The 23283-nt window shown below is 70.9% G+C and carries 22 protein-coding genes; 16 read left to right on the top strand and 6 right to left on the bottom strand.

From position 1 onward, the window contains the following. Window positions 1-207: 207 nt before the first annotated feature. From ACH4RG_RS24860 to ccsB, 5 genes are all read left to right on the top strand, one after another. Window positions 208-1470: a hypothetical protein gene (locus tag ACH4RG_RS24860; protein ID WP_397928582.1), complete on the top strand. Its 1263-nt coding sequence runs from the start codon at window positions 208-210 to the stop codon at window positions 1468-1470. A gap of 67 nt (window positions 1471-1537) precedes the next feature. After that, window positions 1538-2140, top strand: a complete 603-nt coding sequence (locus ACH4RG_RS24855; RefSeq protein WP_398540262.1) for a TlpA family protein disulfide reductase — start codon at window positions 1538-1540, stop codon at window positions 2138-2140. Window positions 2141-2144: 4 nt separating this feature from the next. After that, window positions 2145-2927 carry a cytochrome c biogenesis CcdA family protein gene (locus ACH4RG_RS24850; RefSeq protein WP_397920690.1) on the top strand — a complete coding sequence of 261 codons (783 nt, stop codon included), beginning with the start codon at window positions 2145-2147 and terminating at the stop codon, window positions 2925-2927. Between the two features lie 4 nt (window positions 2928-2931). Then, the gene (locus ACH4RG_RS24845) at window positions 2932-4752 is read left to right on the top strand and encodes a cytochrome c biogenesis protein ResB (RefSeq protein ID WP_398540261.1); all 1821 of its coding nucleotides are present in this window, start codon (window positions 2932-2934) and stop codon (window positions 4750-4752) included. After that, a complete protein-coding gene (gene ccsB / locus ACH4RG_RS24840; RefSeq protein ID WP_397920694.1) occupies window positions 4749-5831 on the top strand; it encodes a c-type cytochrome biogenesis protein CcsB in 1083 nt (360 codons plus the stop codon). Before ACH4RG_RS24845 ends, ccsB begins: the two co-directional genes overlap by 4 nt. Before the next feature lie 100 nt (window positions 5832-5931). Here ccsB and ACH4RG_RS24835 read toward each other — a convergent pair whose 3' ends face one another. Continuing rightward, a complete protein-coding gene (locus tag ACH4RG_RS24835; RefSeq protein WP_397921729.1) occupies window positions 5932-6285 on the bottom strand; it encodes a PLD nuclease N-terminal domain-containing protein in 354 nt (117 codons plus the stop codon). 207 nt (window positions 6286-6492) lie between these two features. On the opposite strand from ACH4RG_RS24835, the gene ACH4RG_RS24830 reads away from it, so the two are divergent. After that, entirely contained in the window at window positions 6493-7950 is a 1458-nt protein-coding gene (locus ACH4RG_RS24830; RefSeq protein ID WP_397920696.1) for a menaquinone biosynthesis decarboxylase, read from the top strand. Continuing rightward, window positions 7947-8867, top strand: a complete 921-nt coding sequence (gene mqnP / locus ACH4RG_RS24825; RefSeq protein WP_398540260.1) for a menaquinone biosynthesis prenyltransferase MqnP — start codon at window positions 7947-7949, stop codon at window positions 8865-8867. The genes ACH4RG_RS24830 and mqnP overlap by 4 nt, the downstream gene beginning before the upstream one ends. A gap of 6 nt (window positions 8868-8873) precedes the next feature. On the opposite strand, the gene ACH4RG_RS24820 is transcribed toward mqnP, so the two are convergent. Continuing rightward, window positions 8874-9500, bottom strand: coding sequence for a rhomboid family intramembrane serine protease (locus ACH4RG_RS24820; protein ID WP_397920700.1), 627 nt, complete (start codon window positions 9498-9500; stop codon window positions 8874-8876). 121 nt (window positions 9501-9621) lie between these two features. Here ACH4RG_RS24820 and ACH4RG_RS24815 point away from each other — a divergent pair, with 121 nt between their 5' ends. Beyond that, complete coding sequence (locus ACH4RG_RS24815; RefSeq protein ID WP_397920702.1) at window positions 9622-10308, top strand: UbiX family flavin prenyltransferase; 687 nt, start codon at window positions 9622-9624, stop codon at window positions 10306-10308. Window positions 10309-10349: 41 nt separating this feature from the next. Here ACH4RG_RS24815 and ACH4RG_RS24810 read toward each other — a convergent pair whose 3' ends face one another. Continuing rightward, window positions 10350-10496 (bottom strand): hypothetical protein, encoded by a 147-nt coding sequence (locus ACH4RG_RS24810; protein WP_397921792.1) that lies wholly within the window; start codon window positions 10494-10496, stop codon window positions 10350-10352. 121 nt (window positions 10497-10617) lie between these two features. Here ACH4RG_RS24810 and ACH4RG_RS24805 point away from each other — a divergent pair, with 121 nt between their 5' ends. The 5 genes from ACH4RG_RS24805 (at window position 10618) to ACH4RG_RS24785 (ending at window position 15204) form a co-directional block, all read left to right on the top strand. Continuing rightward, window positions 10618-11073 (top strand): Lrp/AsnC family transcriptional regulator, encoded by a 456-nt coding sequence (locus ACH4RG_RS24805; RefSeq protein WP_003968405.1) that lies wholly within the window; start codon window positions 10618-10620, stop codon window positions 11071-11073. A 94-nt stretch (window positions 11074-11167) separates the two neighbouring features. Continuing rightward, window positions 11168-12331, top strand: coding sequence for an aminofutalosine synthase MqnE (gene mqnE, locus ACH4RG_RS24800; protein ID WP_018961622.1), 1164 nt, complete (start codon window positions 11168-11170; stop codon window positions 12329-12331). A gap of 116 nt (window positions 12332-12447) precedes the next feature. Beyond that, on the top strand, window positions 12448-12969 hold the full coding sequence (locus ACH4RG_RS24795; RefSeq protein ID WP_397920704.1) for a GNAT family N-acetyltransferase: 522 nt from the start codon (window positions 12448-12450) through the stop codon (window positions 12967-12969). A 126-nt stretch (window positions 12970-13095) separates the two neighbouring features. Further along, on the top strand, window positions 13096-13389 hold the full coding sequence (locus ACH4RG_RS24790) for a DUF4229 domain-containing protein (RefSeq protein ID WP_215106163.1): 294 nt from the start codon (window positions 13096-13098) through the stop codon (window positions 13387-13389). Window positions 13390-13833: 444 nt separating this feature from the next. Beyond that, window positions 13834-15204 carry a dicarboxylate/amino acid:cation symporter gene (locus ACH4RG_RS24785; protein WP_397920706.1) on the top strand — a complete coding sequence of 457 codons (1371 nt, stop codon included), beginning with the start codon at window positions 13834-13836 and terminating at the stop codon, window positions 15202-15204. A 94-nt stretch (window positions 15205-15298) separates the two neighbouring features. Here the strand turns inward: ACH4RG_RS24785 and ACH4RG_RS24780 are convergent, their stop codons facing one another. After that, complete coding sequence (locus ACH4RG_RS24780; RefSeq protein ID WP_398540259.1) at window positions 15299-16540, bottom strand: alpha/beta hydrolase family protein; 1242 nt, start codon at window positions 16538-16540, stop codon at window positions 15299-15301. A 200-nt stretch (window positions 16541-16740) separates the two neighbouring features. Here ACH4RG_RS24780 and ACH4RG_RS24775 point away from each other — a divergent pair, with 200 nt between their 5' ends. Further along, window positions 16741-17385 (top strand): TetR/AcrR family transcriptional regulator, encoded by a 645-nt coding sequence (locus ACH4RG_RS24775; RefSeq protein WP_397920710.1) that lies wholly within the window; start codon window positions 16741-16743, stop codon window positions 17383-17385. Here ACH4RG_RS24775 and ACH4RG_RS24770 read toward each other — a convergent pair. Together ACH4RG_RS24770 and ACH4RG_RS24765 are read right to left on the bottom strand one after the other, a co-directional pair. Further along, window positions 17382-18275, bottom strand: coding sequence for a MaoC/PaaZ C-terminal domain-containing protein (locus tag ACH4RG_RS24770; RefSeq protein WP_398540283.1), 894 nt, complete (start codon window positions 18273-18275; stop codon window positions 17382-17384). The genes ACH4RG_RS24775 and ACH4RG_RS24770 overlap by 4 nt on opposite strands. 5 nt (window positions 18276-18280) lie before the next feature. After that, window positions 18281-19603 (bottom strand): 3-oxoacyl-ACP reductase, encoded by a 1323-nt coding sequence (locus ACH4RG_RS24765; protein WP_397920712.1) that lies wholly within the window; start codon window positions 19601-19603, stop codon window positions 18281-18283. A gap of 94 nt (window positions 19604-19697) precedes the next feature. Between ACH4RG_RS24765 and ACH4RG_RS24760 the strand changes: the two genes are divergently transcribed. Both ACH4RG_RS24760 and ACH4RG_RS24755 read left to right on the top strand, forming a co-directional pair. Beyond that, on the top strand, window positions 19698-20993 hold the full coding sequence (locus ACH4RG_RS24760; protein ID WP_397920714.1) for an acetyl-CoA C-acetyltransferase: 1296 nt from the start codon (window positions 19698-19700) through the stop codon (window positions 20991-20993). 83 nt (window positions 20994-21076) lie between these two features. Continuing rightward, complete coding sequence (locus tag ACH4RG_RS24755; RefSeq protein ID WP_397928569.1) at window positions 21077-22999, top strand: AMP-dependent synthetase/ligase; 1923 nt, start codon at window positions 21077-21079, stop codon at window positions 22997-22999. Window positions 23000-23283 lie beyond the last annotated feature (284 nt).

Below are 23283 nucleotides of genomic sequence, written 5' to 3'. Positions count from 1 at the left end.
TCCCGCGTCCCCCATCAGGGCTGCCCGTAAGCGCGTGCGAGCGTCGTACGGACGTGTCGCGCCCGGATCGGGCGGACCGTCGGTCGAGCTGCGAGGTAAAGCGTAAAGAAAGTCCCCAAATGCACGGAACCGACGTGTTACGCGCCCCATCTAACCCTTCAGCAGTTTGTATGGGCTTGAGATAAAACGACCGCAGATGGGGACGGTATGCGCGAGATCAATCGAAGGGGCCTGCTCGGGGCGGGGCTCGGCGCCGCAGCCGCGATCGGCCTCGCCGGCTGTGGCGCCTCCGGCTCCTCCGGCGACGGAGGGCCCGGCCAGGGCGGCGGAGGCGACGCGGGCACCAGCGGCAACGGCAACGGCAGCGGAAACGGCGCGCCGAAGAACAAGGTCCGGCTGATCGGCGACGGCTCGACCGCCGACACCGGCAAACAGCCCAACCAGCCGCAGGCGCCCGTCCCGCTCGAACCCGGTCAGAAGCCGCCGCAGTTCGTGATCTTTTCCTGGGACGGCGCGGGCGAGGTCGGCAACGGGCTCTTCCCGCGCTTTCTCGAACTGGCCAAAGAGCACGACGCTGCCATGACGTTCTTCCTCTCCGGCATCTATCTGCTGCCCGAGTCGAGGAAATCCCTCTACCGTCCGCCGAACAACCCCCGCGGCGCCTCCGACATCGGCTATCTCACCGACGATCACGTCAAGGACACACTGAAGTACGTGCGCCAGGCGTGGCTGGACGGCCATGAGATCGGCACCCACTTCAACGGGCATTTCTGCGGCGGCTCCGGATCCGTCGAGCGCTGGACGCCCGCCCAATGGCACAGCGAGATCAATCAGGCTGTGTCCTTCGTCACGGAATGGCGGACGAACACCGGGTGGGAGAACGAGGATCCGCTTCCGTTCGACTATCGCAAGGAACTGATCGGCGGACGCACGCCCTGCCTGCTCGGCCAGGACAATCTCCTGCCGACCGCGCGCAAACTGGGCTGGCGCTACGACGCCAGCTCGCCGGGCGGCCGCCAGACCTGGCCCGTGAAGCGCGGCGGCGTCTGGGATCTGCCGCTCCAGGCGATGCCGTTCCCCGGGCACTCTTTCGAGGTGCTCTCGATGGACTACAACATCCTCGCCAATCAGTCGAAGAATTCGACGAAGGGCATGCCCTCGCGTTATCCGGGCTGGCGCACCCAGGCGACCGGGGCGTATCTCGCCGGTTTCCAGCGCGCGTACGAGTCGAATCGCGCGCCGTTCTTCATCGGCAACCACTTCGAGGAGTGGAACGGCGGCATCTATATGGACGCCGTGGAAGAAGTGATCAAGAAGGTGGCGGACAAGGACGACGTGCGTCTCGTCTCGTTCCGGCAGTACGTCGACTGGCTCGACGTCCAGGATCCCGCCGTGCTCGCCAAGCTCCGGACGCTGGACGTGGGCCAGGCGCCCGCCGGCGGATGGAACTCCTTCTTTAAACAGGCTTGACAAGGGGCTTTACGGGCACTGAGGGGGGCGCGGGGGAGCCCGGAATCCGCCATGCGAAACTTTTCACATGAGCTTTGGCCGCGCGTCCCGACGCCGCTTCACCCTGCTCGCCGCCACCGCCGTGGCCGGTGCCCTGACGCTGTCCGCGTGCGGCGACGGCAGCAAGGCCGGAGGCGGCGGCAACACCAACTTCATCACCGGCAGCGGGGGCATCTCCACCGTCGCGAAGGCGGACCGGGTGGCGGCGCCGAAGCTCGTCGGCGAGGGTCTGGACGGCAAGCCGCTCGACGTCGCCGACTACAAGGGCAAGGTCGTCGTGCTCAACGTCTGGGGCTCCTGGTGTGGCCCCTGCCGACTGGAGGCGAAGTACTTCGCGCAGGTCTCCGAGGAGACGAAGGCCCAGGGCGTCCAGTTCGTCGGCATCAACACCCGGGACCCCGAGCGGGACAAGGCGATCAACTTCGAGAAGGACTACGGGGTCGAGTACCCGAGCTTCTACGACCCGATCGGCAAGCTCATCCTCCGCTTCCCCAAAGGCACCCTGAACCCGCAGGCCATCCCGTCCACCGTGGTCCTCGACCGGGACGGGAAGGTCGCCGCCCGCACGCTCCGGGGGCTCGACGCGGACGAGCTGCGCGAGATGATCGACCCGGTCATCGCGGAGAAGTGATCCAGTGATCCCGCTCGCCGCCCCCCACGAGACCGTCACGCTCGCCGCGTACAACGACACCGTCCTGACCGGGGCGCTGCTGGTCGCTCTGCCGCTCGCCCTGCTGGCCGGTCTCGTCTCCTTCTTCTCGCCCTGCGTCCTGCCGCTCGTACCCGGCTACCTGAGTTACGTCACCGGGGTCAGCGGCACGGACCTCGCCGAGGCGCGCCGCGGGCGGGTGGTGGCGGGCGCCTCGCTGTTCGTCCTCGGCTTCACCGTGGTGTTCGCCTCCACCGGCGCGCTCTTCGGCTACTTCGGCCAGGAGCTCCAGGCGCACTCCGAGGTGCTCAACAAGGTCCTCGGCGTGCTGATGATCGCCATGGGCGTCTTCTTCATGGGGCTCCTGCCGGGGGTGACGATGCGCGAGTTCCGCATCCACAAGCGGCCGGTGGCCGGACTGGCCGGCGCGCCGCTGCTCGGCGCGCTCTTCGGGATCGGCTGGACACCGTGCATCGGCCCGACCCTCGCCTCCGTACTGGCGCTCTCGACCGACAGCGCCACCGCCGGACGCGGCGCGATACTGACCGTCGCGTACTGTCTCGGTCTCGGTGTCCCGTTCATCCTCGCCGCGGTCGCCTTCCGCAAGGCGCTCGGCGCGTTCGGCTGGGTCAAGCGCCACTACGCATGGGTGATGCGGATCGGCGGCGGCATGATGATCGTGACCGGAATCCTGCTGCTGACCGGTGTGTGGGCCACGCTCATGCAGCACATGCAGAGCTGGTCCAGCGGCTTCGTTGTAGGGATCTGAGTTCATGAGCAAGTCGAACAGCACGGAGACGCGGCAGCGCGAGGACGCGCGCGACCAGGGCTCCGCCCACGGCGCGGCGGGCGAGCGGCTCTCCACCGCGCCCCGCGAGGAGCGTCCCGACACCGGGGCGGGTCTACCCGCGATGAGCGTCATCGGCTGGGCACGCTGGTTCTGGCGTCAGCTCACCTCGATGCGGGTGGCGCTGATCCTGCTCTTCCTGCTCTCCCTCGGGGCCATCCCCGGATCGCTGATCCCACAGACCAGCGTCGACGACATGAAGGTGCAGGCCTTCAAGGACCAGCACACCACCCTCACCCCGATCTACGAGAAGCTCCAGCTCTTCGACGTCTACAGCTCGGTGTGGTTCTCCGCGATCTACATCCTGCTGTTCGTCTCGCTCATCGGCTGCATCGTGCCGCGCACCGGCCAGTTCGTGGGCCAGCTGCGCAGCCGCCCGCCGGGCGCCCCGAAGCGGCTGACCCGGCTGCCCGCGTACACCACCTGGCGCACGGAGGCCGAGCCCGAGGCGGCCCGTGAGGCGGCCCTCGCCCTCCTGCGCGAGCGGCGCTTCCGGGCGCACGTGGTGGGCGACGCGGTCGCCGCCGAGAAGGGCTACCTCCGCGAGGCCGGGAACCTGGTCTTCCACATCGCCCTGATCGTGATGCTGGTGGCCTTCGCCTCCGGGCAGCTCTTCAAGTCGGAGGGCGGCAAGCTGATCGTCGAGGGCGACGGCTTCTCCAACACGCTCACCCAGTACGACGACTTCAAGTCGGGCTCGCTCCACGACTCCGACTCGCTGGCCCCGTTCAGCTTCGTGCTCGACGAGTTCGTCGGTACGTACGAGAAGAGCGGCCCGCAGCGCGGCACCCCGCGGACCTTCGAGGCCCGGGTGACGTACACCGAGGGGGCCGACGGCGCGGAGCGCAAGGACGTCATCAAGGTCAACGAGCCGCTCACCGTGGACGGCACCAAGGTCTATCTGATCGCTCACGGCTACGCCCCCGTCGTCACCGTCCGGGACGGCAAGGGGAAGGTCGTCTCGCGGTCCGCGGTCCCGCTGCTGCCGATCGACAACAACATCACCTCGTCCGGCGCCATCAAGGTGATGGACGGCTACAAGGACAAGAACGGCGAGAAGACCCAACTGGGCTTCAAGGCCTTCTTCGTGCCGACCTTCGCCGGCGAGGGCAAGGGCCAGATGTTCTCGCAGTTCCCCGCCCTGGACTTCCCCGTACTGGCGCTCAGCGCCTACCACGGCTCCCTCGGCGTCGACTCCGGGCTCGCGCAGAACGTCTACCAGCTCGACACGTCCAAGATGAAGGAGTTCAAGGACGAGGACGGCGAGCTCCTCAAGAAGATGATGATGCCGGGCGAGAAGCTGGATCTGCCCGACGGCGCCGGATCCATCACCTTCGACGGGGTCGAGGAGTGGGCCAGCTTCCAGATCTCGCAGCAGCCGGGCAACGGCTGGGCGCTCGGCGGATCCGTCGCCGCCATCGCCGGCCTCGCCGGCTCGCTGTTCATCCAGCGCCGCCGCGTGTGGGTGCGGGCGGTCCGGGGCGCCGACGGCGTCACGGTCGTGGAGATGGCGGGCCTGGGCCGCAGCGAGTCCGCGAGGCTCCCCGAGGAACTGGGTGACCTGGCGGCCGCTCTGGCCGCCACGGCCCCCGTCGCCCCCGCCGCCGCGGAGGCCCCGGACGTGCCGGAGAAACCGGACACGCCGGACGGGCCCGGCACGCCCGGCGCCACGAACGATGTCACGAACGAGGCCGGGAGCCGGCCCGTACATCCTGCCGAAGCACCTGTCGAAGGGGCTGAGAAGTGAATCTCGCCGCCGCAACCAACGAGAGCCTGGCGAACACCAGCAACGTGCTGATCTATTCGTCGATGGCCGTCTACACCCTGGCGTTCTTCGCGCACATCGCGGAGTGGGTGCTCGGCAGCCGCAGCAAGGTCGGCCGCACCGCCGCCGCGCTGTCCGCCTCCGGAGCGGGCGCCTCCGCCTCCGCCACCGCGGGGAAGGCGCGGGCCGGTGGTACGGCCGTGCTGGACCGGCCCGAGGTCATCACCCGTTCCGCCACCGGTACGCGTGACGTGCCCGACGGCCCGGGTGCGGCCGGCGGCACGTTCAAGGGCGACCTGTGGGGCCGGATCGCGGTCTCGCTGACCGTGGTGGCCTTCCTTGTCGAGGCGAGCGGCGTCGCCACCCGCGCCTTGTCGGTGCAGCGGGCCCCCTGGGCCAACATGTACGAGTTCTCCATCACCTTCTCGACGGTGGCGGTCGGCTCCTACCTGGTGTTTCTCGCCCTGAAGAAGAACGTCCGCTGGATCGGCCTCCCGCTGGTCACCACCGTCCTGCTGGACCTCGGCATCGCGGTCACGACGCTCTACACCGACAGCGACCAGCTGGTGCCCGCGCTGCACTCGTACTGGCTGTGGATCCACGTCTCGACCGCGATCATCTGCGGCGCCGTCTTCTACCTCGGCGCGGTCGGCACGGTCCTCTACCTCTTCCGTGACAGCTACGAGAACAAGCTCGCCTCCGGCGGCGCACCCGGCAGGTTCGCCTCCTCCGTCATGGAGCGGCTGCCCTCGGCGTCCACGCTGGACAAGTTCTCGTACCGGATCAACGCGGCCGTCTTCCCGCTGTGGACGTTCACGATCATCGCCGGCGCGATCTGGGCGGGCGACGCCTGGGGCCGGTACTGGGGCTGGGACCCCAAGGAGGTCTGGTCCTTCATCACCTGGGTCGCCTACGCCGCCTACCTGCACGCCCGCGCCACCGCCGGCTGGAAGGGCCGCAAGGCCGCCTACCTGGCGCTCGTCGCGTTCGCCTGCTGGCTGTTCAACTACTACGGCGTGAACATCTTCGTCTCCGGCCTGCACTCCTACGCGGGGGTCTGAGACCGCAGCCACGCGGCGCACGCACACGGCATACGGGAACTCCCCGGACGGATCTCCGTCCGGGGAGTTCCCGTATGGCGGTCGGGGCGGGGGCGGCCCGTCAGGACGGGGGCGGGGTCTTGTCGTCGGGGCCCGTACCGCCGTCGCGGCGGCCCCGCTCCTCCTCGGCCGCTGCCTCGGCGTCCTTGTCGTCCTTGAGCGACTTGAGGAAGTCCGGGTTGTCGTCCGGGGCCACCCACTGCTGCCGCCCGCGCCGCTGCCAGGCGGGTCCCGAGCCCCCGGTCCTGTGGTGGCGCTTCTTGCCGGCGGCGAGCCACACGACCGGGCCGACGATCCAGAACAGCAGGATGATGAAGACCCAGGCGATCTTCGGCAGATGCTTGGTGTCCTCCTCCGTGGTGTTCAGGCAGTCGATGAACGCGTAGATCGTCAGAGCCAGCGGGACGATGAACATCAGGGCTCTCATGGTGCGTCCCCCAGGAAGTGGCGGCGGGCGGGATGAAGCCCGGTGTCGCGGCCAGGGTACCGGCTCGGCATGAAGGGACCGGGGCCCGGAGGCGGACCTGCCGGGCGCGTGCCCGGACGGTCGGCGGACTTTCGGCGCGTGGCGCGGGGGGAGCCCCGGCGGGGCCGCGGGGGCGGGGATGACAAACTGGACCGCATGGCTTACGACGATCTTCGCTCCCTGCTCCGGGCTCTTGAGCGCGATGGTGATCTCAAGCGCGTCAAGGTCGAGGTCGACCCCCACCTGGAGGTCGGCGAGATCGTCGACCGGGTCAACAAGGCCGGCGGGCCCGCCCTGCTGTTCGAGAACGTCAAGGGGTCCTCGATGCCCCTGGCCATGAACGTCTTCGGCACCGACCGGCGTCTCCTGAAGGCCCTCGGACTGAAGTCGTACAGCGACATCAGCGACAAGATCGGCGGACTCCTCAAGCCGGAGCTGCCGCAGGGCTTCGTCGGGGTGCGGGAGGCATTCGGGAAGCTCGGCTCGATGGTGCACGTGCCGCCCAAGAAGGTGAAGTCCGGTGACGCGCCCGTCCAGGAGGTGGTGCTGACCGGGGACGACGTCGATCTGGACCAGCTGCCCGCGCTGTTCACCTGGCCCGAGGACGGCGGCTCCTTCTTCAACCTCGGCCTCACCCACACCAAGCACCCCGAGAACGGCGTCCGGAACCTGGGCCTCTACCGGCTCCAGCGGCACGACAGGCGCACCATCGGGATGCACTGGCAGATCCACAAGGACAGCGCCAACCACTACCAGGTCGCCGCCCGGCGCGGTGAGCGGCTGCCCGTCGCCATCGCCTTCGGCTGCCCGCCCGCCGTGACCTACGCCTCCACCGCGCCGCTGCCCGGGGACATCGACGAGTACCTCTTCGCCGGGTTCGTCCAGGGCAAGCGGATCGAGATGGTCGACTGCAAGACCGTGCCGCTCCAGGTCCCCGCGCAGGCGGAGGTCGTCATCGAGGGCTGGCTGGAGCCGGGCGAGATGCTCCCCGAGGGCCCGTTCGGGGACCACACCGGCTTCTACACCCCGCAGGAACCGTTCCCCGCACTGACCATCGACTGCGTCACCATGCGCAAGCGGCCGCTGCTCCAGTCCATCGTGGTGGGCCGCCCGCCGACCGAGGACGGGCCGCTGGGCCGGGCCACGGAACGTTTCTTCCTGCCGCTGCTGAAGATCATCGTGCCGGACATCGTGGACTACCACCTCCCCGAGGCGGGCGGCTTCCACAACTGCGCGATCGTCTCGATCGACAAGAAGTACCCGAAGCACGCCCAGAAGGTGATGAGCGCGATCTGGGGCGCGCACATGATGTCGCTGACGAAGCTGATCGTGGTGGTCGACTCCGACTGCGACGTCCACGATCTGCACGAGGTCGCCTGGCGGGCGCTCGGCAACACCGACTACGCCCGCGACCTCACGGTCACCGAGGGGCCGGTCGACCACCTGGACCACGCCTCGTACCAGCAGTTCTGGGGCGGCAAGGCGGGCATCGACGCCACCAGGAAGCTGCCCACCGAGGGCTACACCCGGGACGGCGGATGGCCGGAGATGGTCGTCTCCGACCCGGAGACGGCGGCGAAGGTCGACCGCCGCTGGAAGGAATACGGGCTGTGAGCAGTACGGCGGAGGCGGCGTCCGTCCCCGGGCCGACGCCCTCGGACGGCAAGGTGAAGGCCTTCCTGCGGCTCGTGATGATCGAGCACTCGGTCTTCGCGCTGCCGTTCGCGTACATCGCCGCGCTGACCGCGATGTTCCTGCTGGACGGCAGCGTCCACTGGGGCACGCTGCTGTTCGTCACGCTGGCGATGGTGGGGCTGCGGACGTTCGCGATGGCCGCCAACCGGATCATCGACCGGGAGATCGACGCCCGGAACCCGCGCACCGCGAGCCGTGAGCTGGTGACCGGCGCGGTGTCGGTGAAGTCCGCGTGGACCGGCGCGCTGGTCGCGCTGGCTGTCTTCCTCGGCGCGGCGGCCCTGCTCAACCCGCTGTGCCTGGTGCTCGCCCCGCTGGCCGTCGCGCCGATGGTGCTCTATCCGTACGGCAAGCGGTTCACGAACTTCCCGCACGCCATCCTGGGCCTCGCCCAGGCCATCGGACCGGTCGGCGCCTGGCTCGCCGTGACCGGCAGCTGGTCGTGGGACGCGGTGATCCTCGGGCTCGCCGTGGGGATCTGGATCGGCGGCTTCGACCTGATCTTCGCCTGTCAGGACGTCCAGGCGGACCGGGCCCACGGGGTGCTGTCCTTCCCGGCGCGCTTCGGGATTCCGGCGGCGCTGTGGGGCGCGCGGGTGTGCCACGTGGTCACGACCGGGCTGCTGGTGTGGTTCGGGCTGGCCACGGACGCCGAGGTCTTCTACTGGATCGGCATGGCGATCGTGGCGGTGGCGTTCGTCTACGAGCACCGGGTGGTGCGGCCGCACGACCTGTCCCGGCTGAACCGGGCGTTCTTCTCGGTGAACGGCTTCATCGGCATCGCGCTGTTCGCCTGCGCGCTGCTCGACCTGCTGGTGCGCGGCCTGACGCCGTGAGGCCCGTCAGACCGTGACCAGGTTGTCCGGTGCGCGGCGCGGGCGGCGGAAGAGGAAGGCCGCCGCCACTCCGCCGACCAGCCCGAACAGGTGGCCCTGCCAGCTGACGCCCGAGTCGGTCGGCAGGACGCCCCACAGCAGCGAGCCGTAGACCACGGCGACGCCGACGCCCATGAGGACGTCCCAGGGGCGGCGGTCCACGAAGCCGCGGACCAGGAGATAGCCGAGCAGCCCGAAGACCACGCCGGACGCGCCGAGCGTGATCGTGTTCGGCGGGGCGGTCAGCCAGACGCCGAGGCCGCTGACCAGGATGATCGTCACGACGACGGCGGCGAAGCGTCGGAGCCCCGCGAGGGCGGCGATGAAGCCGAGGACCAGCAGCGGAACGCTGTTGGAGGCCAGGTGCTCCCAGCCGCTGTGCAGGAACGCGGCGGGCACCACGTCCCGCAGCTCCGCCGCCTCGCGCGGGCTGATGCCGTAGGTGTCCAGGGCGTTGCCCGTGGCGGTGTCGATCCCTTCGAGGATCCAGAGCAGGGCCACCCAGCCCGCCATCAGGAGCCCTGCGGTGAGGGCCCGCGCGCCGCCGGTGGCGCCGTCGCCCGTGGTCCGGCCGGTGGTCCAGTAGTCGCCCATGGTTCAGTCCCTGCCCCCGGTTGCCCGTCACCCGGTGAACGTCTGCGGCGCCCGCCCGGTTCCGGGTGCCGGGCGCGAGGGCGTGCCGGATAGGCTCGCGGGTGTGGAATCCAGGACTTCAGTGACTCATCAGCAGCGGCGGCCTTGGATTGTCGGGGTGTCGGGCGCTTCGGGTACCCCGTTCGCGGCCGCCGTGCTGCGCGGGCTGCTCGCGGCGGGCGAGAGCGTGGACCTGGTGGTGAGCCGGGCCTCGCGGCTCACGCTGCTGGACGAGACCGGCATCGCGTTCCGGGACGGGCACTGGCGCGAGGATCTGCGGACCTGGCTGGCGCGGGGGGCCGACGGGAAGCCGGACGCGTTCGCCGTCGGGGACGCGGAGCTGGAGCGCGTACGCCATTGGCCCGCCGGTGATCTGGCGGCCGGGCCGTCCTCCGGGTCGTACCCGGCGAAGGGGATGCTCATCGTGCCGGCCTCGACGGCCTGTGTGGCCGGAGTGGCGCTCGGTCTGTCGAAGGATCTGCTCCAGCGGGCCGCGAGCGTGACGCTCAAGGAGCGCCGTCCGCTCGTCGTCGCGGTCCGCGAGACTCCGCTGAGCGGCCAGACGCTGAAGCAGATGGTGGCCCTGGACGAGGCGGGCGCGATCGTGCTGCCCGCCTCTCCGGCGTTCTACGCGGGTGCGACGCACATCCAGGATCTGGTGGATTTCGTCGCGGGCCGGGTGCTGGACGCGGGAGGCGTGCCGCACCGGCTCTACCGCCGTTGGGAAGGAGAGCTCGGTGGCGGTTCCCGAGGCCCTCAGGACCGATAGGCCCTGGTCACTACCGCTGGGCCCTGCTCGTCAGGTCCTGGTCAGCGCTTCTTGTGCACGCGCGGGGTGCGGGTCTTGTCGACGCGGTGCGCGGCGGCGGGCTGGTGGGCACGCGAGCGGTTGGCCAGGTCCTGCAGCTCGCGCATCCGGGCGTAGGCCATCTCGATCGTGTACACGGTGAAGTTCACTCCTGAAGATTCGAAAGCGTTTCTTGGATGTTCTAGAAGATTTACAGGGCATCGGCCCTGCATGCCTTAGATTCTACACGTAGACTCGCGGTACTGCTGAACAATGGAAGGTTTCAGTCATATGGACGCGGTGGACAGGCAGCTCATCCAGGCCCTCAGGGAGAACGGCAGGGCCTCGTACGCCGAGCTGGGACGGCTCGTGGGGCTCTCCGGGCCCAGCGTCACCGACCGCATCAACCGGCTGGAAACCGCTGGTGTCATCACCGGCTACCGCGCCACCGTCGACTCCGCGTCGCTGGGGCTCGGCGTGACCGCGCTGATCGGGATCTCGTTGTCGGACGCGGCCGACCATGAGGACGTGGCGCGGCGACTGAAGGACCTCGCGGAGATCGAGGACGCCTGGTTCATCGCGGGCGACGACTCGTACATGCTGAAGGTCCGGGTCGGCGACGTGGACGGGCTGGAGAAGACGATCCGCCGTCTCAGCGGTACGAAGGGCGTCTCCCGGACGCGGACGACGATCGTGCTCTCCACCAAGTGGGAGAACCGGGTCGGAGAACTGCCCGAAGAGGCCTAGGCGCGCAGCGCCGTAGAGGGGGCGCCTCCCGCCCGAAAGGCGGGGGAGTACGGTTGGCCGAAGTCTGATACACGGAGATATGGGAGGCGCCCTAGTGGACGCGGGACTCAAGCGCGAGCTGGAGGAGAAGGTCCGGGCCGGCGAGCGGCTGACCCGCGAGGACGGGATCGCCCTCTACGCGTCCGACGACCTGGCGTGGCTCGGCGGGCTGGCGCACGAGGTGCGCACGCGCAAGAACGGCGACGTGGTGCACTTCAACGTCAACCGTCACCTCAACATGACGAACGTGTGCACCGCCTCGTGCGCGTACTGCTCGTTCCAGCGCAAGCCGGGCGAGAAGGACGCGTACACGATGCGCATCGAGGAGGCCGTCCGCCTCGCCAAGGCGATGGAGGGCGAGAACCTCACCGAGCTGCACATCGTCAACGGGCTCCACCCGACGCTGCCGTGGCGCTACTACCCGCGCTCGCTCAGCGCGCTGAAGGAAGCCCTCCCGGACGTGGCGCTGAAGGCGTTCACGGCGACGGAGATCCACCACTTCGAGACGATCTCCGGCCTCTCGGCCTCCGAGATCCTCGACGAGCTGATCGAGGCCGGTCTCGAATCGCTGACCGGTGGCGGCGCGGAGATCTTCGACTGGGAGGTCCGCCAGCACATCGTCGACCACCGCACCCACTGGGAGGACTGGTCGCGCATCCACCGCCTCGCGCACGAGAAGGGGCTCAAGACCCCGGCGACGATGCTGTACGGGCACATCGAGGAGCCCCGTCACCGCGTCGACCACGTGCTGCGGCTGCGGGAGATGCAGGACGAGACCGGCGGCTTCCAGGTCTTCATCCCGCTGCGCTACCAGCACGACTTCGTGGACATGAAGGACGGCAAGGTCCGCAACAAGCTCCAGGCACGCACCACGATGGCGACCGGCGCCGAGGCGCTGAAGACCTTCGCGGTCTCCCGGCTGCTCTTCGACAACGTGCCGCACGTCAAGGTGTTCTGGGTGATGCACGGTGTGCAGACCGCCCAGCTCGCGCTGCAGCACGGCGCGGACGACATGGACGGCTCGGTCGTCGAGTACAAGATCACGCATGACGCCGACGACTTCGGCACGCCGAACAAGCTCGGCCGCGAGGATCTGCTGGACCTGATCCGCGACGCCGGTTTCCGGCCGGTCGAGCGGAACACCCGGTACGAGATCCTGCGCGAGTACCCGGGCCCCGAGGCGGACCGCCGCGAGTCGCCGCAGCCGATGCGCGTCTGACGCCCGTCCTGTCCGACCCCGCACCGAACGAGAGCCCCGGCCGCCGTCCCGGCCGGGGCCTTTTCGCGTTTCGGACGGGGTTGAGCCATGCAGGATGTAATGGTTAATCTTCCCCTATGGCACTTACTTTCGAGCTGGATCCCTCGTTCACCCCCGCCCTGCGCGACGGCATCACCGCCCTGTGGGCCGACGTCAGCAACGCCGGCGGAGCCGTCGGCTTCGTTCCGCCCGTCACGGCCGAGGAGATCCGGCCCGAGCTGCTGAAGCACCTGGTCGCCATCGAGGAGGGCCGCACCCGGCTGGTGGTCGGCCGGGACGAGGACGGGGCCGTCGCCGCCACCGCCTTCCTCGCCCTCAACAGCCACCGGCTGATGAAGCACTGGCTGTGGCTCTACACCGTCATGGTCCACCCCCGCCACCAGGGCAAGGGCTACGGTCGCGACCTCATGGCGGCCGCCGCCGACGCCGCCCGCTCCGTCGAGGGCATCGAGGCGATCCGCCTCACCTGCCGGGGCGGCACCGGCGCCGACCGCTTCTACGCCGCCTGCGGATACAAGGAGGTCGGCCGGGTGCCGGACGCGATCCGGGTCGCCCCCGGCGACGACCGGGACGACATCGTCATGCTGCTCCGGCTGTGAGCCCCGGGGTGCGGATCGCGTCGGCCCGCCGGGCCCGGCAACCCCCTGAACCGAGAGAATTCGGGCCATGCTTCACTGGTCGGGCAGAAGCGTGTCGAGAGTCCATGGGAAGAGAGAGGGCCAGCCGTGTCCGCTGCCAAGCCGAGCGCGTTGATCCGTTACACGGCGTTGCGCCTGCTGATCTTCGTCGGCTGCTTCCTCGCCGCCGGTGTCGCCGTCCACTTCGGGCTGGTGCCCGCAGGGCTCGGGGGCTCCAACGTCGTCTGGGTGATCCTCCTCGGCCTCCTCCTCTCCGCCCCCCTCAGCTACGTGCTGCTGCGCAAGCAGCGCGACGAGATGTCCGAGCAGATCGTCTCCACCGTCGACCGCACCAAGGCGCGCCTCGACGCCAACCGCACCCGCGAGGACGCGGTCCAGTAGCGCCTGTAGGCGCCACGTAAGCTTCCTCACACTCGCGCGCCGCGCACCCCTTCTCCGCCGGGCCCCGGGCGGGAGCCGACAGGCTCCAGCACCGGGGTCCGCGGCGTTCTCCGCCGTTCTGCGCCGCTTTCCAGCCATTCCCGCCCGGCGGACCTCCACCCGGAAGCCAAAGAAAGGCTTTGAGGTTCCCAAAGTTCAAGTGTTAACGTATTCGACGTGAAGACAGCTGTGCGCCTCCGCCATGCCGCGAGCATCCCGCTCGTGGCGCGCCTGCATGTCGATCTCTGCCGCTGTATGTCCGCGGTCTGTTGCCGCGAGGTCTGATACGGCATCATGCAGCGGCGCCGCCCCCCGACGCGGGCGCCGCGACCCCGTCCCCGTTCCACCGCACGACCGCACGGTTGCCTCCGTGCGTCCCGATGCGTCCCCAGTTGGAGTGTGTCCGTGTCCGCGAACCCCGCGTCCACCGCCCCCGAGGCCGAGCAGCCCACCGGCTCCGGCCCCGGTTTCCGTATACCCAGGGTCCCGTTCTGGGCCCAGATCGTCGCCGGTCTGGTCCTCGGCGTACTGCTCGGCTGGCTGGCCCGCAGCCAGGACCTCGGCTGGCTCGTCACCACCCTCGACGAGATCGGCTCGCTCTTCGTCCAGCTGCTGAAGCTGGCCGTCGCCCCGCTGGTCTTCTTCGCGATCCTCGTGTCGATCACCAACCTGCGCCAGGTCAACAACGCCGCCCGGCTCGCGACCCGCACCCTGCTCTGGTTCATGATCACCTCGCTGATCGCGGTCGCCATCGGCCTCGCGATCGGTCTGGTCACCAACCCGGGCTCCGGCACCGGCCTCACGCCGAAGGACGGCGCGCTCTCCGAGACCAAGGGCAGCTGGATCGACTTCCTGACCGGCATCGTTCCGGACAACGTGATCACGCCGTTCACCGAGCTGAACGTCCTCCAGATCGTGTTCATGGCCGCCGTCGCCGGTATCGCCGCCCTCAAGCTCGGCGACAAGGCCCAGCCGATCCTCACCCTCAGCCAGTCGATCCTGGAACTGCTCCAGAAGGCCCTGTGGTGGGTCATCCGCCTCGCCCCGATCGGCACCGTCGGCCTCATCGGCTACGCCATCGCCGACTACGGCTGGGACCTCATCGGCAAGTACGCGACCTTCACCGCCGACGTCTACATCGGCTGCGCCCTGGTGATGTTCGGCGTCTACCCGCTGCTCCTGGCCACCGTCGCCAAGGTCAGCCCGCTCCAGTTCTTCAAGGGCGCCTGGCCCGCGATCCAGCTCGCCTTCGTCTCCCGCTCCTCGGTCGGCACCATGCCGGTCACCCAGCGGGTCACCGAGCGCCTCGGCGTTCCGAAGGAGTACGCCTCCTTCGCCGTGCCGTTCGGCGCGACCACGAAGATGGACGGCTGCGCCGCGATCTACCCGGCGCTGGCGGCGATCTTCATCGCGCAGATCTTCGACGTGCAGCTGGGCATCGGCGACTACCTCCTGATCGCCTTCGTCTCGGTGATCGGCTCGGCGGCCACCGCCGGTCTCACCGGCGCGACGGTCATGCTGACCCTCACCCTGTCCACGCTGGGCCTCCCGCTGGAGGGCGTCGGCCTGCTGATGGCCATCGACCCGATCCTGGACATGATGCGCACCGCCACCAACGTGGCCGGCCAGGCGCTGGTCCCGGTGATCGTCGCGGCCCGGGAGAAGATCCTCGACCACGACGCGTACAACTCGGCCTCCTCCTCCCCGATCGACTCCTTCGGCCAGGACGACGTCCGCGAGGCCGAGCAGAAGGTGACCCTGCCCGTCCCCGCCTGACGTCGCCGGTGGCACCCGCCCCGCACGACGACCGCGCCCCCGGTCCACGTACGTGGACCGGGGGCGCGGTCGTGTCCCAGGGCCTCCCGCGCGGTCAGGGGCGCTGGAAGAGGACCTCGGGGTCGGCCGGGGTCGGGCCGTCCAGCAGCCGGGCCGGCCGGCCGTGCAGGCTCCGGTCGAAGAAGGCCGTCACGAAGCTCCGGGTGATCGTGGTCGAGCGCGCGGCGGAGAGCGGCGCGTCCGGGTCCTCGATGCCCAGCTGCTCACCGATCTCGGGGATGTCGGTGAAGGTGAAGTGCCCGGAGTCCCGCACCGTCAGCCACCGCTTGAAGCCGTCCAGCCGGGCCCAGGCGTGGTCCCAGGAGTCGTCGGTGCCGGGGCCGTGCCCGGGGTCGGTGCCCAGCATCAGGAACGGCCGCCCGCCCAGCCCCCGGGCGGGCGCCGGGTCGAAGAACGTGCCGTCCATATTGACCCCCGCGTCCACCCGGCGGTCGGCGGCCATCGTGGAGGAGGCCGCGTTGCCCCCGATGGAGTGGCCCGCCATGCCCACCCGGCGCGGGTCGATCGTCCGGGCGTGCCGCCACGCCGGGTCCGGGCCGGTCAGCCGGTCCAGCAGGAACGAGAAGTCGTCGGCCCGCCCGGCGGAGACGTCGGCCAGGACCGCCCGCCGCGCGGCCTGGTCGGGTTGCGCGTCCACCTTGTCGCAGGCCGCACACGTGAGGACCCGCCCGTCGGGCAGTTGCGTACCGGTCGACTCGTACGGGTGGTCCGCGGTCGCCACGACGTAACCCCGACTCGCCAGTTCCTCCGCGAGCCCGGTCAGCGTGGCCCGGGGCGTGCCGAAGCCGGGGGAGAGCAGGACCAGCGGGAAGCGTCCCGGGGCCGGCCGGGCCGCCGTACGGGCATGGGTGCCGATGTCGCTGACCAGCTCGGACGGTACGACGTCCTCGAGGCCGCGCTGCGCGAGCATCAGCCGCGCCTCTTCCTCCGTCATGTACGGGGCCGGGTCGCCGCCGGTGCCGGGGCGGGCCGGGTAGTTCAGCGACACCAGCAACCGGCGCGGCCCGGCGGCCGGTACCCACGGGTCGGTGCGCGCGTGGTCGGTCAGGAGCAGGGTGTCGCGGCCGGTGGCGTACCGGCCGGTGGGCGGGGGGAGCGTCGGCGGGGACGGCTCGGCCAGGTCGCCGGGGCCGGCGGAGGCGGGGGCTAAGGCGGTGGCCGGCGCCGGGCCGGATGCCGAGGCGGGCGCGGCCGTGGCCAGAGCGGCGAGACCGGCCAGGGCGAGCGCCGCGGCGACGGCCCCGGCCGGTCTGTTGCGCAGGGAGGAGATCGTCATGTCCGCCACGCTAGGCGGCTGCTCGAACAACCCGCGTCGGACGCCGGGTGGATCCACCGTCGGACCAGGGGATGACCCCTCTCCTCCGTCGGTCGCACCCGGCCGTCCCCGCCGCCGGTGATCGTTCGCCACGACGCAGGGCCGCGCGCCGCCGTACCCTGGGGCGGGAGCAGGGCAGTGGGGGCGGGGAGGATCCGGACGTGGGTGCAGTGAAGAGCAAACGGATGCCGCGCGCCGTGCGCGAGCAGCAGATGATGGACGCCGCGGTGCGGACCTTCGGCCGGCGCGGCTACCGGGCCGCCTCGATGGACGAGATCGCGGAGCTGGCGGGCGTGTCCAAGCCGTTGGTCTACCTGTACCTGAATTCCAAGGAAGAGCTGTTCTCCGCCTGCATCCGGCGCGAGGCGAACGCCCTGCTGGAGGCGGTGCGGGCCGGGGTGGAGCCGGGGCTGCCTCCCGACGGCCAACTGTGGGCGGGGCTGCGGGCGTTCTTCCTCCACACCGCCGAGAACCCGGACGGCTGGTCGGTCCTGCACCGCCAGGCGCGGTCGCACGGGGAGCCGTTCGTCAGCGAGCTCGGCTCCATGCGGGACGAGATCGTCGCGTTCGTGACGGGGCTGATCGGGGCCGCCGCCCGGGAGGCGCACAGTGACCCCGCACTCGCGGACCGGGACGTGGCGGGGCTCGCGCAGGCGCTGGTGGGTGCGGCGGAGTCGCTGGCGGGCTGGGCCAACGACACCCCGGACGTCTCGGCGAAGGAGGCCGCGGCGACGCTCATGAACTTCGCCTGGGCGGGTCTGGAGAACCTGATGCAGGCCCGGCCCTGGCAGCCCCCGGCTTCCTAGGAAGCCTTCCGGCTCGCCGTCCCCGAGAGGTGCACCCGTCCGCTCGCGTTCCGCAGTTCGAAGGCTTTCCCGGGGGCGTCGGCCGCGTACGTCACGGTGGCGGGCAGCGGGACGGGGGCCTTGAACTCGGCCCGTACGGAACGGATTCCGGCCGGGTCGCCGGCCTCGGCCAGGCAGCGGGCGACCGTCCACATGCCGTGCGCGATGGCCCGGGGGAAGCCGAACGGCCGGGCGGTCAGCGGGTGCAGATGGATCGGGTTGCGGTCTCCGGAGACGGCTCCGTACCGCCGCCCCAGATCACCGGGCAGCCGCCACTCGGCGCGGGCGGGCAGGGCATCGGCGGCCGGTGGGGCGGTGGCGGGGCTCTGTCCGACGGTCGCCCGGCCCGGCGGCCCGCCCGGCGTCGCGCGGCCCCCCGGTGCGTTGTCCGGCGTCGCCCGCCGGTGCCGGGACAGATAGCCGCTGCGTGACTCCCACACCAGCTCCCCGCCCACCCGCGCCTCGGTCGTCATCGTGACCTCGGTGCCCCGCCGGTGCGAGCTCAACTCCTGTGCGTACACAGTCAGTTCGAGCGGCTCAGTGGGCTGCACGGCCCGGTGCGGGGTGATCTCGATCCAGGTGTGGACGAGTCCGAGAACCGGCAGCGGGAAGGCGCGTCCGGTCATCAGCCGCATGGTCAGCGGGAAGGCCAGCACATGCGGGTACGTGAGCGGCAGCGCCCCGGATGCGGTGAACCCGCAGATCCTCCCGTACGCGGCGAGGGGGCCGGGCGCGACGGGCGCGGCCGGGCGGGTCAGGCGGTCGGCCGGCAGTGTGGCGTCCGGCCGTCCGGCGCGCTTGAACGGCGAGGTGAGGGCCCCGCGCGCGAGCGAGGCGGTGAGCGAGGTCATCGGACTCACGCCCCCAGCAGGCTCTGGCCGCAGACGCGCAGCACCTGGCCGTTGACGGCGCCGGAGGAGGGCTGGGCGAACCAGGCGACGGCCTCGGCGACATCGGCCGGAAGCCCGCCCTGGGAGAGGGAGTTCATCCGGCGGCCCGCCTGGCGGATGAGGAACGGCACGGCGGCGGTCATCCTGGTCTCGATGAAGCCGGGGGCGACCGCGTTGACGGTGACGCCGTGCTCGGCGGCGGCGCGCGGGCCGAGCGAGCGGACGAGGCCGATGACGCCCGCCTTGCCGGCCGCGTAGTTGGTCTGGCCGTCGTTGCCCGCGATGCCCGCGATGGAGGCGGTGGCGACGATCCGGCCGCCCCGGTTCAGGGCGCCCGATCCCAGGAGCTCGTCGGTGGTGCGGAGCACGCTGTCGAGGTTGACCTCGATGACCTGGGCCCAGCGTTCGGCCGGCATGTTGGCCAGGCGGCGGTCGCGGGTGATGCCCGCGTTGTGGACGAGGACGTCGAGCCCGTCCGGTGCGGCGGCGGCGATGCGGGCCGCGGCGTCGGGGGCGGTGATGTCCAGCGGCAGCGCGGTGGCCCCGAGCCGGTCGGCGGTGCGCACCAGGTCGTCCTGGGCCCCGGGGACGTCCAGCGCGATCACGTGCGCCCCGTCGCGGGCCAGCACCGAGGCGGTGGACGCGCCGATGCCCCGGGCCGCGCCGGTGACCAGGGCGGTTCGGCCGGCGAGCGGGGCGGACCGGTCGGGCACGGAGCCCGGGGCGGCGGAGGTCAGCTCGATCACCTGGCCGCTGACGTACGCGGACCGGGGGGAGAGGAGGAAGCTCAGGGTGGACTCGGCGGCTTCCGGCGCCCCGTCGGCCGGGAGCCGCACGAGCTGGACCGTGGAGCCCCGCCCGACCTCTTTGCCGAGCGACCGGACGAAACCCTCCAACGCCTGCTGGGCAGCGGCCTGATGGTGGTCCTCCACGGTCGGCGGCGTGCCGATGACGACGATCCGGCCACCGGGAGCCAGCGACCGTACGACGGGATGGAGGGCGGCGTGCACCTCGGCGAGTCCCCGGGCGGAGATGACTCCCGTGGCGTCCAGGACGATCCCGGCGGGCCGCGCCGCCCGCGCCTCGACGGTGAGCCCGGTCGTGGCCAGCACCTTCGCCAGTCCGTCCCGGATCGCCGAGGTCCCGGCGGTCAGGTGCAGCAGCGGCCCGTCCAGGCGAGGGGTCTCCAGGGTCCAGCGGCGCAGCGGGGCGGGCTGGGGCAGGCCGAGCCGCCGGGTGAGGAAGCGGCCGGGTGCTGTGCCGGTGAGGTGCAGATAGCGATCGGCCATTGTCCTGACTCCCTGCTCGGTCGTAGATTTACTCTTGAGTAAGGTTACTTAAGAGTCAGGAGCTGGTCGAGATGAACGGACCGACCGAGACGAGATGGTCACGGTGACGAGCCCGCGACCGTCGATTCCCCTCGCCCTGCCGCAGCCGCGCCGCGTGGCGGTCATCGGCGGCAGCCGCACCCCCTTCGCCCGCTCGGACGGCCCGTACGCGACCGCCTCCAACCAGGACCTGCTGACGGCCGCGCTCGACGGCCTCGTGGAGCGCCACGGCCTGGCCGGGGACCGGGTCGGGGCGTTCGTCGCGGGCGCGGTCCTCAAGCACAGCCGCGACTTCAACCTGGCGAGGGAGACGGTTCTCGGCTCCGCGCTCGACCCGCGCACCCCGGCGTACGACATCCAGCAGGCCTGCGGCACGGGCCTCCAGGCGGTGATCGCCGCCGCGAACACGATCGCGCTCGGTTCCGCCGACTCGGCGATCGCGGGCGGCTCCGACACCACCAGCGACGCCCCGCTCGGCGTCAACGACGAACTGCGCCGCATCCTCCTCGCCGCCCGCCGCGCGAAGACGACGCCCGCCCGCCTCAGGGCGCTCGCCGCCGTCCGCCCCCGCCACCTCGTACCGGACATCCCGCGCAACGCCGAACCCCGCACCGGACTGTCGATGGGCGAGCACGCCGCCGTCACCGCCCGCCGCTGGGCGGTGAGCCGGCAGGACCAGGACCTGCTGGCCGCCACCAGCCACCAGCGCCTGGCCGCCGCGTACGAACGGGGCTTCCTGGACGACCTGGTGGTCCCGTACCGGGGCCTGGACCGTGACCAGAACCTCCGCCCGGGATCGACGGTCGAGAAACTCGCGCGACTGAAGCCGGTGTTCGGTGCCTCCTGCCCGAACCCCACCATGACGGCGGGTAATTCGACCCCGTTGACGGACGGTGCGGCGACGGTCCTGCTGGCGACGGAGGAGTGGGCGCGGGGGCGGGGTCTGGAGCCACTCGCCTACCTCTCGCTGTACGAGACGGCGGCCGTGGACTACGTGGACGGCGACGACGGCCTTCTCATGGCCCCGGCGTACGCGGTGCCGCGCCTGCTGGAGCGGGCCGGTCTCGGCATCGAGGACTTCGACCTGTACGAGATCCACGAGGCCTTCGCCTCCCAGGTGCTGGCCACCCTCGCCGCCTGGGAGAAGCAGGGCCTGGCCCCGGTGGCCCGGGCCCGGCTGAACGTGGCCGGGTCCTCCCTGGCCACCGGCCACCCCTTCGCCGCGACGGGCGCCCGGATCGTCGCCACCCTGGCCAAGCTCCTCGCGGAACGGGACGCGCCGGGCCGGGGCCTGATCTCGATCTGCGCGGCGGGCGGCCAGGGGGTGACCGCCATCCTCGAACGCCCCTGACCTGCTTGCCTCTTGCCGCATCGCTGCCGGGCGGACGACCCGGCGAACCGACCCGCCCGACCCCCCGAACCGAGGAGCCGCACGTGTCAACGCCACCTTCCGCCGCCGCAACCGCCCCCGCAGTCAAGCCCGTTCTGGTCGAGCCGACGAAGAAGCGAGGCACCGACGGGAGGGTCCAGGAGGTCTCCGTACCGAAGTTCGCACCGGCCGTGGAGCGCGGCTCGCTGGCCGAGATCCCGTTCGACAACGCCCGACAGGCCCCGTCGGACCCGGTGCTCAGCCGCAAGGACGCCGGGGGCGCGTGGCGGGACGTGTCGGCCGCCGAGTTCGCCGCCGAGGTGCTGGCGGTGGCCAAGGGCCTGATGGCGGAGGGCCTGCGGGCGGGGGACCGGGTCGCGATCATGGCCCGGACGACGTACGAGTGGACGCTGCTGGACTTCGCGTCGTGGGCGGCCGGCCTGGTCACGGTCCCCATCTACCCGACCTCCTCCGCGTTCCAGGCCCGCTGGATCCTCCAGGACTCGGGCGCGGTGGCGTGCGCGGTGGAGACGAAGGAACAGGGGCGCCTGATCAGCCAGGAGCGCAAGCAGCTCGGCGGCCTGGCGCATCTGTGGCAGTTCGACACGGGGGCGATCAGCCGGCTCAAGTCCCTCGGCCAGGACATCCCGGACGCGGCGGTGGCGGCCCGCCGGGCCGCCCTGGAACCGGACACCCCCGCCACTCTGATCTACACCTCGGGCACCACGGGCCGCCCGAAGGGCTGCGTCCTGACCCACGGCAACTTCTTCGCCGAGGTCGACAACGCGATCGAACTGCTCCACCCGGTCTTCAAGTCGGTCTCGAAGGACCCGGCCTCCACCCTCCTTTTCCTCCCCCTCTCGCACGTGTTCGGCCGCATGGTGGCGATCGGCTGCATGCGGGCCAGGGTGCGCCTGGGCCACGCCCCGTCCATCCGGACGGAGGACCTTCTCGCCGACCTGGCGGGCTTCCGCCCGACCTTCCTCCTCGCCATCCCGTACGTCCTGGAGAAGGTCTACAACACCGGCCGGGCGACGGCCGAGAAGATGGGCCGGGCCTCCTCGTTCGACCGGGCGGCCCGTATAGCCCAGCGCTACGGCAAGGCGGTCGAGGCCGCCGAACACGGCACGGGCCCCGGCCCGGGCCTCGGCCTGCGCGCCGCCCGCGCCCTGTACGACCCGCTGGTCTACCGCCGTATCCGGGCGGCGCTCGGGGGGAGGGTGCGGTACGTGATCTGCGGCGGCTCCCCGCTCGGCCGCCGGCTCGCCGCGTTCTACGAGGGCGCGGGCATCGGCGTCTTCGAGGGCTACGGACTCACCGAGACCACGGCCGCCCACACGGTGACCCCGCCCCTCAAACCCCGTCTGGGCACGGTCGGTTGGCCGCTGCCCGGGACGTCGGTGCGCATCGCGGAGGACGGCGAGGTGCTGCTGCGGGGCGACCAGGTCTTCCGGGGCTACTGGGACGGCGAACGGGCGGAGGTGACCCCGGCGCTCCTGCCGGACGGCTGGTTCCCCACGGGCGACCTGGGCGCACTGGACGACGACGGCTATCTGACGATCACGGGCCGCAAGAAGGACATCATCATCACGTCGGGCGGCAAGAACGTCACCCCGGCCCCGCTGGAGGACTGGCTGCGCGCCCACCCCCTGGTCAGCCAGTGCATGGTCGTCGGCGACAACCGCTCGTTCATCACCGCCCTGCTCACCCTGGAGCCGGACGGCCTCCAGCACTGGCGCCGGATGACCAAGAAGGAGGACATCCCGCTGCGGGACCTGGTCCACGACGAGGACCTGCGCACGTCGCTCCAGAAGGCGGTCGACGAGGCCAACCGCCTGGTCTCCCGCGCGGAGTCGATCCGCAAGTTCACGGTCCTTCCGGTGGACTTCACGGAGGAGAAGGGCCACCTGACGCCGTCGCTGAAGCTGAAGCGGGACGCGATCGCGCGGGACTTCGCGGGGGAGATCGAGGTGTTGTACCGGAGGTGAGGGGGCCACCTAAAGCTGCGGGAGAATGCTGGCATCCGCGGCTGACGTCAGCCGCGGATGCCAGCATTCTCCCGGCGAAGAACATTCCGCCAACGACGCCCTCATCGAAGCCAGCGACCACTTGGCGACCAGCGACCTTCAGGGAAGTCACCATAGCCATCCCCCTCTCGCGCATAGTCCGAGACCTTTCGTCGCAGTCGGAGCGAGCAATGCGACGGGACCCAAGTGCTACGAGTGCACACAGTCCCAAACCCAGCAGGGCTGGGCTCAGTGCAGCGCCGCGC

Origin of the sequence: Streptomyces sp. NPDC021019, from assembly GCF_044333295.1 — a bacterium.
Taxonomy (GTDB): Bacteria; Actinomycetota; Actinomycetes; order Streptomycetales; family Streptomycetaceae; genus Streptomyces.
The sequence above is the reverse complement of the archived record's forward strand: the minus strand, read 5'-3'. Positions and strand labels throughout refer to the sequence as shown.